This window comes from Chryseobacterium amylolyticum, from assembly GCF_051011775.1.
Taxonomy (GTDB): Bacteria; Bacteroidota; Bacteroidia; order Flavobacteriales; family Weeksellaceae; genus Chryseobacterium.
The window spans coordinates 713,247-726,584 of record NZ_JBPCHX010000002.1 but is presented as its reverse complement, the minus strand read 5'-3'; the positions used below and the strand labels follow the sequence as shown (position 1 = coordinate 726,584).

The following is a 13,338-nucleotide window of genomic DNA, read 5'->3' as shown; positions in this document are numbered from 1 at the left end:
ATCCTTCTTTCCTGAAAAAGAAAAGCTTAGGTACAAGTATAATTATTTACTGAAAATCATATCCATAAGTGCATTTTAGCTGCACTTATTTTTTTCTGTTTTTTTTAAATATCCAGCTACTTCCATAAATAAAATTGTTTTTCGGAGTCTAGATCAAAGCACACATTTCCTTCCTACTAAAAAAAAGAAATCAGAATATAAAAAACAAAATCCCTATAAGCATTTGCTTATAGGGATTTCTTATTTTATTAATTGTTATTTAAACAATCATTATTTTACTTCTTCGAAGTCTGCATCCTGTACATCTTCAGCTCCGGTATTTCCACCAGGATTCTGAGCACCTGCACCTGCATCTGCACCCGGCTGTTGACCAGCTGCATATAATTCTTCAGAAGCTGCCATCCATGCTGCATCTAACGCCTCAGTTTTAGCTTTTACGTCATCAGCATTTTTAGCTTCGAAAGCCGCTTTTAATTCTGTGTGAGCTGTTTCGATTGCCGCTTTTTTGTCAGCAGAAAGTTTCTCACCGAATTCTTTCAATTGTTTTTCAGTCTGGAAGATCAATCCGTCAGCTTTGTTGAAGATTTCAACTTCTTCTTTTTTCTTGGCATCAGCAGAAGCATTTTCCTGAGCTTCTTTTTTCATTCTTTCGATTTCTTCGTCAGAAAGGCCTGAAGAAGCCTGGATTTTGATAGACTGTTCTTTACCTGTACCTTTATCTTTAGCAGATACGCTTAAGATACCGTTAGCATCAATATCGAAAGTTACTTCAATCTGAGGAACTCCTCTTGGTGCCGGCGGGATATCTGTAAGATCGAATCTACCGATTTCCTTGTTATCATTGAACATTGGTCTTTCCCCCTGTCCTACTCTGATGCTTACAGCTGGCTGATTGTCAGAAGCTGTAGAGAATACTTCAGATTTTTTAGTTGGGATTGTAGTGTTCGCTTCAATTAATTTAGTGAATACAGATCCCATTGTTTCGATTCCTAAAGAAAGCGGGGTAACGTCAAGTAGTAATACATCTTTTACATCACCTGTCAATACACCTCCCTGGATAGCTGCACCAATTGCTACAACCTCATCCGGGTTCACTCCTTTAGATGGTTTTTTACCGAAGAATTTTTCTACTTCTTCCTGGATGATCGGGATTCTTGTAGAACCACCTACAAGGATTACTTCGTCAATATCAGATGTTGATAAACCTGCATCTTTTAATGCTTTGGCAACAGGCTCCATAGATCTTCTTACAAGGTCTGCAGATAATTGCTCGAATTTAGCTTTCGTTAAAGTCTTCACCAGGTGCTTAGGACCTGTAGCAGTAGCCGTGATATAAGGCAGGTTGATCTCAGTCTGAGGAGAAGAAGATAATTCAATTTTAGCTTTTTCAGCAGCTTCTTTCAATCTTTGAAGAGCAATGGCATCTGCTTTTAAATCCACACCTTCTTCAGCTTTGAATTCATCAGCCATCCAGTTGATGATCACATCATCGAAGTCATCACCTCCTAAGTGTGTATCACCGTTTGTAGATAATACTTCGAATACACCATCTCCCAAATCAAGGATAGAGATATCGAAAGTACCTCCACCAAGGTCATATACTGCGATTTTCTGATCTTTATGGTTTTTATCAAGACCGTAAGCTAACGCTGCAGCTGTAGGTTCGTTGATAATTCTTTCTACTTTAAGGCCGGCAATTTCACCAGCTTCTTTAGTAGCTTGTCTCTGTGCATCATTGAAGTATGCAGGAACAGTAATTACCGCTCTTGTTACTTCCTGTCCAAGATAATCTTCAGCTGTTTTCTTCATTTTCTGAAGAGTCATTGCTGAAATTTCCTGTGGTGTATACTCTCTATCGTCGATTTTTACTTTTACAGTATCATTTGGTCCTGCTACCACTTCATAAGGTACTCTTGAAATTTCCTGAGCATCTTCTTTAAAATGAGTTCCAATAAATCTTTTTATAGAGTATACTGTCTTCTTTGGATTCGTTACCGCCTGTCTTTTTGCAGGGTCACCAACTTTTCTTTCTCCATCTTCTGTAAAAGCTACGATAGAAGGAGTCGTTCTTTTACCTTCTGCGTTAGGAATAACAACAGGGTCTTTACCTTCCATTACAGCAACACAAGAGTTGGTTGTTCCTAAGTCAATTCCAATTATTTTACTCATAATATTTTATATTTTTTCTATTTTAAAATTTAATTTACACTCTCAATTTCTCAATATCTGTACCATTTGAAGAATTATGACAAAATGACACAATAAAAATAAAAACCCCTTTATAATGGGGTTTTTGAAATTGTATTCAGGAAAAAAAATCATTTTTTTCAACATAGATATGTCAACTTTAGTCCATCCAATCTGAGATTTCATTTACTTTCTTTTAAAACCTGAATTAAAAAATATCCCAGATCCGGATCTACAGGATATATTCTTCCTGTATTAATGGCAACTCCCGCTCCGTTAGATCCAAAACCTGCTCCATCTAAACCCATGCCTGAAAAGCTGTAGAATTTATTAAACTGTTCCGGTTTCCATTTTACCCAGACTGCCATTCCTGTAATCCCTCCTTTTACTATTTTCACTTCTTCGTTGTCCTTTAGAGCTATAGCGGCAAACGTATTGTCTTTTACTTCTTTTTTCTCTCCGTTTACTTTAAATTTTGAAGTATCTCCACCGTTTACAACAGGTTCTCCGATGATATATACTTTATTCTTTTCAATCAGTGTACTTTGATACTTGATATCAGAATCCTGAATGTGGTAAGTATCCAATACCAGTTCAGATTCATTTTGGGAATCTCCTTCCTTGAAACTCACAATGTGATAAGCATTTGCCCCTGAATTTTTTGCTTCATCAGCAATGGCTGTAAATAAATGCCCCATATAGGTATTGGGATAATGTGCTTTGTACTGCCCTACAAATGCAGATTTATAGTTTTCCTGATTCTGTAAAGGAATCATGAATTTCTGGGATGATAAATTCTCCAGTTGTCCTTTTTTCAGAATCTCTACATACTGACTGTATATCAAACCAGATAACTGCAGCAGAAGTATGGTTATCAATTTTTTCATGGTTAAAAAGTTTTTATGATTCCTTGAAATATTTCTCAAAAAAATAAACATCCTGGGGTAACCTCAGGTTATTCACAACATAAATATACTGAAAACCAATTACTTTACAATAAAACACGATAATTAAAAATAATAATTCACTAAATCTTCAAAAATTAATCAAAGTTTAACCTAAGAAATAGAGAAAGAATCTTCATGAATTATTATTTTTGATAAAATATACACATTCAGAATGTCATTACACTTTAATCCTAGAGATATTACATGGCTCGCCTTTAATGAAAGAGTTTTGCAGGAAGCCATGGACGAAAAAGTTCCCTTACATTTAAGAATACGTTTCCTTGGCATCTTCTCCAATAATTTGGATGAATTTTTCAGAGTGCGTGTTGCCGGATTAAAACGTGCTATGGATTTTAAGGAAAAGGTGATTGCCGAATCTTTCTATCAGCCGCCATCTAAAATCCTTCAGCGAATTAATGAAGTAGTGATGAAACAACAGCTGAATTTCGATAAAACCTGGAAAAAAATCCAGGCCGAAATGGCTGATCATAAAGTTTTTATTAAAAATGCCAAAAACCTGACCGCCAAGCAGAAAGAATTTGTCAGACAATATTTTGATGAAGTGGTAGAGTCCAATGTGATCCCGATTCTTCTTCATGAAAATACTCCTATGCCTTATTTACGGGACAAAAGTCTCTATCTGGGTGTAGCGATGAGAAAAAAAGACTGGCAGTACTCCAGCAATTATGCAATCATTGAAATTCCTTCCCGCTTTGTGGGGCGTTTCGTATTGTTGCCAACAGAAGATCCGGAAGAAAAAAATGTAATGCTGCTGGAAGATGTGATTACTTTTAATCTTCCCCATATATTTTCTTATTTCGGGTATGATGAATTTGCCGCCAATGCTTTTAAAGTAACAAAAGATGCTGAGCTGGATCTGGATAATGACATCAGGACCAACTTTGCAGAAAAAATAGAAAAAGGACTCAAAAACCGAAGAAAAGGAAAGCCTACGCGTTTCGTGTTTGATAAGGATATGGATAAGGCTTTGCTGGAACTCCTGATCAGAAAACTGAATTTAACCAAGAAAGACAGTATCATCCCAGGAGGAAAAATCCACAACTTCAAGCACTTCATGGACTTCCCTGATGTTTTTGAGGCGTATGAAAGACCTGTGGAAAGAACTTCTTTTACCCACCAGGCGTTTGAACATGGAGAAAGAGTAACAGATGTTATCTTAAAAGAAGATGTTCTGCTTACATTCCCCTATCATAAATACAATCCGGTGATTGACCTTCTCCGTGAAGCGGCGATGGATCCGGACGTAAAATCAATACAGATTACAGCGTACCGACTGGCAAGCAGCTCAAAAATCATTAATGCATTGATCTATGCTGCGAGAAATGGTAAGGAGGTAACCGTAATGCTGGAACTTCAGGCAAGATTTGACGAAGAGTCCAATCTTGAATGGAAAGATATGCTGGAACCGGAAGGAATTACTGTTCTGATAGGACTCCCAAACAAAAAAGTGCATGCCAAGCTTTGTGTTATCAAGAAAAGAGCCCATAACAAAACCATTCAGTATGGCTTTGTAAGCACAGGGAATTTCAACGAAAAAACGGCAAGAATATATGGAGACCATCTGCTGATGACAGCCGACCGTGGCATCATGGCAGATATCAATAAAGTTTTCAATGTACTGAAAAAACCAAAAGATGATTACCTTCCGGTTTTGAAAACGTGTAAAAATTTATTAGTTTGCCCCCAGTTTATGCGTGAAAAGATTGTTCACCATATCGATAAAGAAATTGAGGAAGCCAAAGCAGGACGAAAAGCAGAAATCATCGTAAAAGTAAACTCAATGAGTGACCGCTCCCTGATTGAGAAAATATATGAAGCTGCAAAAGCCGGAGTGGTGAGCAGAATGATCGTAAGAGGGATCTACTGTGCCGTCAATCAAAAGGAATTCAAAGAGAAGATAAAAGCCATCAGTATTGTAGATGAATATCTGGAGCACGCCAGAGTTATGTATTTTTATAATAAAGGAGCCGAGGATATGTACATTTCTTCCGCAGACTGGATGACAAGGAACCTTGATTACAGAATTGAAGCTGCTGCTAAAATAACAGACAAAAATCTTAAGAAAGAATTAAAAGATATTCTTGATATTCAGCTTAGGGACAATGTAAAAGCCAGAATTTTAGACAAAAAGCTGAGTAATGAGTATGTAAGAAATGATAAAAAAGAGTGCCGTTCACAGATAGAAACCTATAAATATTTAAAAGCTAAAACAAGCAAAAAATGAAGATAGCAGCGATAGACATAGGGAGTAATGCAGCCCGCCTTCTTATCAATGAAGTAAAGATCAATAACAGGAAACCTGAATTCATTAAACTGAACCTTCTCAGAATTCCCCTGAGACTGGGAATGGATGTTTTTACCATTGGCAAGATTGGTCCGGAAAGAGAAAAAATGGTCATTGATTCTATGAAAATCTTCAGTGACCTGATGAAAATCTACAAAGTAGATCATTACAGAGCCTGTGCTACCAGTGCAATGCGTGATGCTTCCAACGGCAATGAAATCATCAGCCAGGTAAAAGAAACATCCGGAATCAACATCGAAATCATTTCCGGTGACGAAGAAGCAACCCTTATATACGAAAATCATGTTGCGGAAGGTCTTGATAAAGAATTTGCCTATTTATACATCGATGTTGGCGGAGGTTCTACCGAACTTACATTTTACGAAAACGGTAAAATGGTTTATGAAAAATCTTTTAATATCGGGACCATCCGTCTCCTTAACAACCTTGTGACAATGGATAACTGGAAAGAGATGAAGGACGAGATCAAGAAAAATATCGTCAGCAAAAAACCTATTGTTGCTATCGGGTCAGGGGGAAACATCAATAAAGTATTCTCCATGAGCAAAACGAAAGACGGAAAGCCAATGTCTCTGTCTCACCTGAAAAAAACGTATAAAGAGTTTAATGAACTCTCTGTAGAAGAAAGAATGACAAAATATAACCTGAGAGAAGACCGTGCCGATGTTTTGGTACATGCTCTGGGTATTTTCAACAATGTCATGTCCTGGTCCGACATCAGCAGAATTTTTGTTCCAAAGATCTCGGTAGCAGACGGATTGATTCATAATATTTACAGTCAGCTGCAGCATAAAAAATAACAATTTACGACATATTGAAAGCCAGCCATTTTTGAGCTGGCTTTTATTTTCGGATACATTTTGTTTCTGATTCTCTTGTCATTGCGAACAGGCTGAAGGCCTGCGAACATAGTTCATAAGCGACGAAACAGTCCCTTTCCCCATATTAAGTTTTGGCTAAAGCCAATGAGAAGATTTCCCATTTTTAAAGGCGGGTTAAACCCCACCCTGTTGAATTTAGCAGCAACCTCTTTTATCTTTTATCTAAATTTTTAAAGTAAAACCTCATCCCCATCCGTCATACCAATATCAATAGCAAAACAATGAACCCGATCAAAATAATTCTCACAGGTGCTACAGGAATGGTAGGTGAAGGTGTTTTAATGGAATGCCTTGACAACCCTGGTGTTTCTGAAGTACTAAGCATAAGCCGGAAGCCATCAGGAAAAAAGCATCCCAAACTGAAAGAATACCTTATTTCTGACTTCCTGACAATAGATCTTCATGATGAAAAATTAAAAGGGTATGACGCCTGTTTTTTCTGTGCGGGTATCAGCAGTATAGGGATGAATGAAGAAGACTACACCAAAATCACTTACGATACCACCCTGCATTTTGCAAAAGCGGTGCTGAACCAAAATCCTGAAATGGTTTTCAGCTATGTTTCAGGAGCAGGTACAGACAGCACAGAGAGCGGAAAGCTGATGTGGGCGCGTGTAAAAGGCAGAACAGAGAATGCTTTGAAAAAAATGAACTTTAAAGGCGCTTATAATTTCCGTCCAGGATTTATGAAACCCGTTGAAGGTCAATCCAATGTAAAATGGTTTTTTAAACCTTTTATTTGGATTTTTCCTGTATTTTTTCAATCAAAATCCTTAACTTTACAGGAAGTAGGTAGAGCAATGATCAATGTAACACAAAAAGGTTACCCTACATCTACTTTAGAAATTAGAGATATTAAAAATTTAGCGATATGAGAGACATGTTAAAAAGAATTGTTCTGGTTATTTTTGTACTCTTGCTTGTAACTGCCGTTTCAGGATATTTTTATATGCAGAAACATCCTCTGGAAGGAAATAAATCAGGAAAGATTTTAAATTTCTCAGGCAAGTCAGGAAACTAGCTGAATTATAAAAATAATCTTTGAATATAATTTATCTTTTATCGGAACAGACCTATTTTTTAAACATTTCTTAAAATTCCATTAAAATAGTTGCGAAACATAAAGTTCATTTTTGCATTTATCTAACAAAAGCAAAAATGATCAACAACTACTTACTCAAAGGGTCTGTGATTGCCGCATTCTTTTTTCAGAGCGGCCTTTTCGGACAGACATTGATTCATTACTGGAATTTTAATAATAATACTTCTGCCGCAGCTATTACCACACCATCTTCCACGTTGGTGAACGGTTCCCTTGCTGCCATAGCGGGAGGTGCAAGTGTCATTGATTTTACTGGTGGTACCGGCCAGAATTTTAGTTTGCAGAATTTAAATGCAAGAAACGGGGATGCATCCGGAACCCATTTAAGATTCAATAATCCGATTGGTGGAGCTTTACAGTTTAATTTACCTACAACAGGATACAATAATATTATTGTTAAATTTACCACCAGAAGATCTGCACAGGGAGCAGGAACACAGACATGGTCTTATTCAACGGACGGAACTACGTTTGTACCATTCCAGACTGTAAATCCTCAGGATAATGATCCACAACTGATCACCCTGGATTTTTCTGCCATTCAGGGAGCTAACAACAATCCTGATTTTAAATTAAAGGTTGAATTCTCCGCAACAGGAGGCGGAACCGGAGGAAATAACCGTTTTGATAACTTTACGGTAGATGCTACTCCTGCCGGAGGTGTTGATACCATTCCGCCAACGGTTACTTATCTTCCGGCCAACAATACTAATAATGCGTCAACTACTGTAAATCCAACATTATCCTTTAACGAAAATATAAGGTTAACAGATAATTCCGCGATCAACGATTCCAATGCACAAAACCTCATAGATTTCCGTCTTGGAAATGCTTCGGGTGCCCAGATCCCTTTTACTACAACTTTCAGCAACAATACAATTACAGTAATTCCTGCTTCCGGAATGGTGCCGGGCCAGACGTATTACCTGGCGCTGAAACCGAATACAGTGGAAGACTTCAGTGATAATGGAATTACAACCGTTACTTCCAGCACATTTACTACTGCAGGAACAACAATTTCTCTGGAAAAGAATTTTATTAAAGTCAATGAAAATGCAGGAAGTCTTGCATTTAAAATCAATATTAACAATCCTTCGGCATCCACTGTAAATCTGGTTGTAAAACCGGCACCTTTCAGTACAGCTGACGCTAATGATTTCAGCCTGGTAAATCAAACTATTAACATTACTCCAGCTACAACGAGCTACACTGTTAATATCCCGATTATTAATGATACAATGCAGGAACAGGAAGCCGAGTATTTTGTGGTAAGCCTTGAAAATCCTGCTGGAGCAACAATTTCAGGAGACAACTCTGCAACCGTTTATATTATCGATAATGATAAACCGGCACCGGCTCCTTCGCATCAGATCCAACTCAATTATCTTGGAAGTTTTGATCCTTCGGGAAACAATAACAGCTCTACGGAAATTGTGGTGCATGATGTCTCCACACAACGTTTATTTACAATCAGTTCCATTACGGATGTTTTTGACATTATCGATTTCAGTAATCCGGAAATGCTGTCTGTTGTAAAAACAGTCAACATGGCCCCGTATGGCGGAATTACAAGTATTGCCGTAAAAAACGGAATTATCGCAGCCGCTTCTCCGAATACAGACCCTCAGCAAAACGGTTCTGTAGTATTCTTTGATATTAACGGAAACTTCCTGAAACAGGTAACCGTGGGAGCTTTACCAGACATGATCACATTCTCCCCCGACGGAACAAAAGTCGTTACTGCCAACGAAGGTGAGCCTAATGACGCATACACGGTAGATCCTGAAGGAACAATCAGTATTATTGATATTTCAGGAGGTATTGCAAATCTTACTCAAACCAATGTGACAACGCTTAATTTCAACAGTTTTGAGTCTCAACTGGCAGCATTAACCGCAACCGGTTTAAGAAAAGTAAGAACCAACAATACGCTTTCCCAGGATCTGGAGCCGGAATATGTTACCATCAGTGCAGACAGCCAGAAAGCGTGGGTAACACTGCAGGAAAATAATGCTGTTGCAGAAATAAATCTGGCAACTAAAACCATCACAGGAATCTGGGGATTGGGTAAAAAAGATATGAGCCTGCCAGGGAATGGTTTTGATGCTTCTGACAATAACGGTGAAGTAGTTATTGCCAACTGGCCGGTAAAAGCCTATTATGTTCCTGATGCCGTACAGAATTATAAGGTAGGAAATACCAATTATATTGTAACAGCCAATGAAGGAGATGAAAAAGATCTTTCCGGCTTCAGTGAAAGAACTACTGTGGGTGCAAACAGTTATGTTTTAGATCCTGTATTGTTTCCGAATTCAGCAATTTTAAAAGCTTCACATAACCTGGGAAGATTCAGGGTTTCATCTGCTACGGGAAATACGGATGGAGATACAGAGTTTGAAGAAATAGCAGCTTTAGGAGCACGCTCATTCTCTATTTTCAATGCAGACACCAAACAGATGGTATATGACAGCGGAGATCAGTTTGAAAGATATATTGCCGCCAATCATCCTTTAATTTTCAATGCGGATAATGAGTCGAATACAGTTAAAAACAGAAGCCGTGCAAAAGGTCCTGAACCGGAGGGTGTCGCACTGGGAAGGATTAACGGGCAGACTTACGCTTTCATCACGCTGGAAAGAACCGGCGGTGTTATGGTATATAATATCACAGATCCTAACAACCCTACTTTCACCGATTATAAACACTCCCGCTCTACATCCGCTTACGGAGGTGATAATGGCCCTGAGGGAATCATTTACATTGCCCCTGAAAATACAACAACCAATAAAGGCTATGTGATTGTTGCCAACGAAATCAGCGGAACGCTGTCCACGTTTGAAGTAGCTGCGCCGGCAACACTTGGCACCGGTGAAATAAAAGCTGAGCAGCCGACATTCAATGTATTCCCAAACCCTGTCACTAAAGGAAACACTCTTTATTTCAACAGAAAACAGGATTACGAATTGTATGATATGTCCGGAAAACTTATTGGAAAGGAAAAAAATGCTTTAACAATAAGTACTTCCAATCTGTCCACAGGTGTTTATCTTGTAAAAACATCTGAAGGACAAACCAAAAGAGTCATTGTAAAGTAATATCAATCATAATATATCATTCTATCTAAGGCTCCGGATTTCCGGAGCTTTTTTGTTATTGTAATCTGCAATATACTGTATGAAGACTCTTATTGAAGATGATTTAACTTTCGAAATGCCTGAAGGAAGCTTTTTATATCTATATTTAACCCAACAAAACCAAATTCACAATGAAAAATATTAAAACTGCAGGGATTCTTGCTTTCCTGTTATTAGGAACAGGTACAGCTTTCTCACAATCCAGAAAAACAGAATCTGCAAAAGGAGTAGAAAAAACAGACCATGATAAGATTGTACAGGTAGAAGGTGTAGGCCACAAGCTGAGCTATACACTTAACGGAGGAAATGCCAAAGTACAGGGAGGCGGCAATACCGTAACAATTAAAGGAAGTGCAAAAAAGATTGCTGTTTCAGGGACAGGTAACCAAGTATATATTGATAAGGTGGATAAAGTAACCCTAGAAGGTGCCGATAACACAGTATACTACAAAACATCAGGGACAAAATCAGGAAGACCGGATATTTCCAGTACAGGAGTAGGAAATAAGGTTGTCAAACAATAAGAGTATTCAAGTGAAAGATAATATCAAAGTTTTCCTGAACTGATTTTATCATCGGAAACCTGGCAGGTCTGGCTAAGCTTAGCGGGTCAAACTTATTGTATTAATCCAAATAAAAAGACAGGCCTTAAAAAGCCTGTCTTTTTAAAATATCTCAGATATAATTTTACTCTACGTTGATTACCTTTTCTATTTCCGGGGCATGTTGTTTAATTGTATTCTCCACACCCAGCTTTAAGGTTGAAAAATTCAATGAACACCCGGAACAGTTACCTAAAAGCTTCACAAACACCTGATTATCTTTCACATCAATAAGCTCAATATCACCTCCGTCTTTATTCAAAAACGGCCTGATGCTTTCCAGAGCTTCCATTACTCTTGTTACTGTATCTTCGTGCGTTATGTTTGTTTCCATATTTTTCAGTTCAATTCGGTTTTTTTCAAATTTTATTGAAATTATTATTATTTTGCTTTTGGCGAGCAGCCCGCCATTGTGGAAATCTTCACCGCTTCAGTAGGCGGAAGGTTTTTATTTCTTTCCACTAAGCTTTCAACCATCTTTCTGGCAGTTTCTGTATAGATCTCTTCAATTTTAGATCCCTCCTGAAGTGCTGCCGGTCTTCCAACATCTCCTGCTTCTCTGATGCTCTGGATCAACGGAATTTCTCCCAAAACAGGAATTCCAAGATCTTCGGCCAAATATTGTGCTCCCTGGTTTCCAAAGATATAATATTTATTGTCAGGAAGTTCTTCCGGTGTAAAATACGCCATATTTTCTATCAAACCAAGCACCGGAATGTTAATACTTTCCATCTGGAACATAGCAATACCTTTTCTTACATCTGCCAGTGCAACATGCTGGGGCGTACTTACAATCACCGCTCCTGTTACCGGTACTTCCTGAATAATGGATAAGTGAATATCCCCTGTTCCCGGAGGAAGATCAATTAATAGGAAATCCAGTTCTCCCCATGCGGCATCTCTGATCATCTGGTTTAATGCTTTTGAAGCCATTGGCCCTCTCCACACTACTGCCTGATTAGCTCCTGAAAAATATCCTATTGAAAGCATTTTTACCCCATAATTCTCGATAGGTTTCATTAGGTTCTTACCATTAACTTCTACAGAAATGGGTTTCTCGCCTTCTGTATCAAACATGGTAGGCACCGAAGGACCATAGATATCGGCATCCAGTAATCCTACTTTAAAGCCCATTTTAGCTAACGTTACTGCCATATTTGCAGAAACTGTAGATTTTCCTACCCCTCCTTTACCGGAAGCAATAGCGATAATATTTTGAATCCCGGGAATTTGTTTTCCTTTGATCTGACTTTGCTGAATTTCACTAGGCTCCGGAGAAACGATTTTAAGTTTTAAATGAACGTTTTCTCCAAACTCACTGGCAAAGGCCTGTTTCATGGCAGCTTCCAGCTTTTTCTTTTCGTGCATTGCAGGTGAATGAGCAGTCATGTCAATATAAACATCATCACCCATAATCTGAAGATTATTCACCAAATCGTCTACTTCTATTTCTTTAAGGAATTCCTGAACCTTTTCTTTCGTCAACATATAAATATAAATTGTTTACAAATTTACGCATTTTTTTCGGTAATTTAGAATCAATAAAATCTATAATATCAGGTGATAAATCAGATCGTTAAAAATTTTTTATTTGTGTTTTATGTCCTGATGCCACCCCACCCCTCAGTAAATAATTGATATGAAAATACCGTCTTATCCTTCCAAATATGCACAGCCAAAAGGGATTTTCACCGTTGGAAAAACAAAATTCAAATGGTATGACCTGGCTAATGATCCTGCAGAAGTTTCCCAACAGGACATTGATAATGCCCAAAAATGTATTGACGATGCTGAAGAAAATTTTAAAAACATTGATGATCTGGGATTTGTTATTTTACACCGTTGCGGAGAAAATTATCTCCTGCTTGTTTGTACCTGGCGAAGCGAAAACGAACTTTGGGAAAGCGTATATTATGACGGTTCCGGAAAATTTGAAGTATGGAACAGAAACAAAACCCATCTGCCAACATACTGTGTATGGGAAATGGGAATTGTTTATCATGAATCCCAGTCCTGGAAAAAATATCTGGGTTCCGGACGGGAAGAAAAGGATAAAGATGCATATCTGAATGATTTCTTTGAAGGAGAAGTGTAATATTTTGCTTTGTCATTTGATGAAGCAGGAATTTCTTCTTATGATGAGATTCTTCATTCCAGTC

The 13,338-nt window shown here is 38.0% G+C and carries 11 protein-coding genes; 7 read left to right on the top strand and 4 right to left on the bottom strand.

The genetic code is table 11. The features are described from left to right. Positions 1-270: 270 nt before the first annotated feature. Positions 271-2,169: a molecular chaperone DnaK gene (gene dnaK, locus ACR1PO_RS08440; protein WP_374463845.1), complete on the bottom strand. Its 1,899-nt coding sequence runs from the start codon at positions 2,167-2,169 to the stop codon at positions 271-273. 200 nt (positions 2,170-2,369) lie between these two features. Beyond that, positions 2,370-3,074 (bottom strand): hypothetical protein, encoded by a 705-nt coding sequence (locus ACR1PO_RS08435; protein ID WP_433986473.1) that lies wholly within the window; start codon positions 3,072-3,074, stop codon positions 2,370-2,372. Between the two features lie 232 nt (positions 3,075-3,306). On the opposite strand from ACR1PO_RS08435, the gene ppk1 reads away from it, so the two are divergent. From ppk1 to ACR1PO_RS08405, 6 genes are all read left to right on the top strand, one after another. Continuing rightward, complete coding sequence (ppk1, locus tag ACR1PO_RS08430; protein ID WP_433986472.1) at positions 3,307-5,379, top strand: polyphosphate kinase 1; 2,073 nt, start codon at positions 3,307-3,309, stop codon at positions 5,377-5,379. Then, a complete protein-coding gene (locus tag ACR1PO_RS08425) occupies positions 5,376-6,260 on the top strand; it encodes a Ppx/GppA phosphatase family protein (RefSeq protein WP_374463842.1) in 885 nt (294 codons plus the stop codon). The genes ppk1 and ACR1PO_RS08425 overlap by 4 nt, the downstream gene beginning before the upstream one ends. 302 nt (positions 6,261-6,562) lie before the next feature. Further along, positions 6,563-7,216: an NAD-dependent epimerase/dehydratase family protein gene (locus tag ACR1PO_RS08420; protein WP_433986471.1), complete on the top strand. Its 654-nt coding sequence runs from the start codon at positions 6,563-6,565 to the stop codon at positions 7,214-7,216. After that, entirely contained in the window at positions 7,213-7,362 is a 150-nt protein-coding gene (locus ACR1PO_RS08415; protein ID WP_433986470.1) for a hypothetical protein, read from the top strand. Before ACR1PO_RS08420 ends, ACR1PO_RS08415 begins: the two co-directional genes overlap by 4 nt. 137 nt (positions 7,363-7,499) lie before the next feature. Next, entirely contained in the window at positions 7,500-10,538 is a 3,039-nt protein-coding gene (locus ACR1PO_RS08410; RefSeq protein WP_433986469.1) for a choice-of-anchor I family protein, read from the top strand. Positions 10,539-10,708: 170 nt separating this feature from the next. Next, the gene (locus ACR1PO_RS08405; protein WP_433986468.1) at positions 10,709-11,101 is read left to right on the top strand and encodes a DUF3060 domain-containing protein; all 393 of its coding nucleotides are present in this window, start codon (positions 10,709-10,711) and stop codon (positions 11,099-11,101) included. A gap of 163 nt (positions 11,102-11,264) precedes the next feature. Here the strand turns inward: ACR1PO_RS08405 and ACR1PO_RS08400 are convergent, their stop codons facing one another. Further along, positions 11,265-11,513, bottom strand: coding sequence for a NifU family protein (locus ACR1PO_RS08400; protein WP_002977212.1), 249 nt, complete (start codon positions 11,511-11,513; stop codon positions 11,265-11,267). A gap of 47 nt (positions 11,514-11,560) precedes the next feature. Next, positions 11,561-12,667, bottom strand: coding sequence for an Mrp/NBP35 family ATP-binding protein (locus ACR1PO_RS08395; protein WP_002977210.1), 1,107 nt, complete (start codon positions 12,665-12,667; stop codon positions 11,561-11,563). A gap of 151 nt (positions 12,668-12,818) precedes the next feature. Here ACR1PO_RS08395 and ACR1PO_RS08390 point away from each other — a divergent pair, with 151 nt between their 5' ends. Beyond that, complete coding sequence (locus tag ACR1PO_RS08390; protein WP_332385109.1) at positions 12,819-13,274, top strand: hypothetical protein; 456 nt, start codon at positions 12,819-12,821, stop codon at positions 13,272-13,274. Positions 13,275-13,338 lie beyond the last annotated feature (64 nt).

Bases quoted from the DNA above. Each gene is read 5' to 3' on its own strand.
- dnaK (WP_374463845.1), bottom strand. From the start codon at position 2,169: ATGAGTAAAATAATTGGAATTGACTTAGGAACAACCAACTCTTGTGTT.
- ACR1PO_RS08435 (WP_433986473.1), bottom strand. From the start codon at position 3,074: ATGAAAAAATTGATAACCATACTTCTGCTGCAGTTATCTGGTTTGATA.
- ppk1 (WP_433986472.1), top strand. From the start codon at position 3,307: ATGTCATTACACTTTAATCCTAGAGATATTACATGGCTCGCCTTTAAT.
- ACR1PO_RS08425 (WP_374463842.1), top strand. From the start codon at position 5,376: ATGAAGATAGCAGCGATAGACATAGGGAGTAATGCAGCCCGCCTTCTT.
- ACR1PO_RS08420 (WP_433986471.1), top strand. From the start codon at position 6,563: ATGAACCCGATCAAAATAATTCTCACAGGTGCTACAGGAATGGTAGGT.
- ACR1PO_RS08415 (WP_433986470.1), top strand. From the start codon at position 7,213: ATGAGAGACATGTTAAAAAGAATTGTTCTGGTTATTTTTGTACTCTTG.
- ACR1PO_RS08410 (WP_433986469.1), top strand. From the start codon at position 7,500: ATGATCAACAACTACTTACTCAAAGGGTCTGTGATTGCCGCATTCTTT.
- ACR1PO_RS08405 (WP_433986468.1), top strand. From the start codon at position 10,709: ATGAAAAATATTAAAACTGCAGGGATTCTTGCTTTCCTGTTATTAGGA.
- ACR1PO_RS08400 (WP_002977212.1), bottom strand. From the start codon at position 11,513: ATGGAAACAAACATAACGCACGAAGATACAGTAACAAGAGTAATGGAA.
- ACR1PO_RS08395 (WP_002977210.1), bottom strand. From the start codon at position 12,667: ATGTTGACGAAAGAAAAGGTTCAGGAATTCCTTAAAGAAATAGAAGTA.
- ACR1PO_RS08390 (WP_332385109.1), top strand. From the start codon at position 12,819: ATGAAAATACCGTCTTATCCTTCCAAATATGCACAGCCAAAAGGGATT.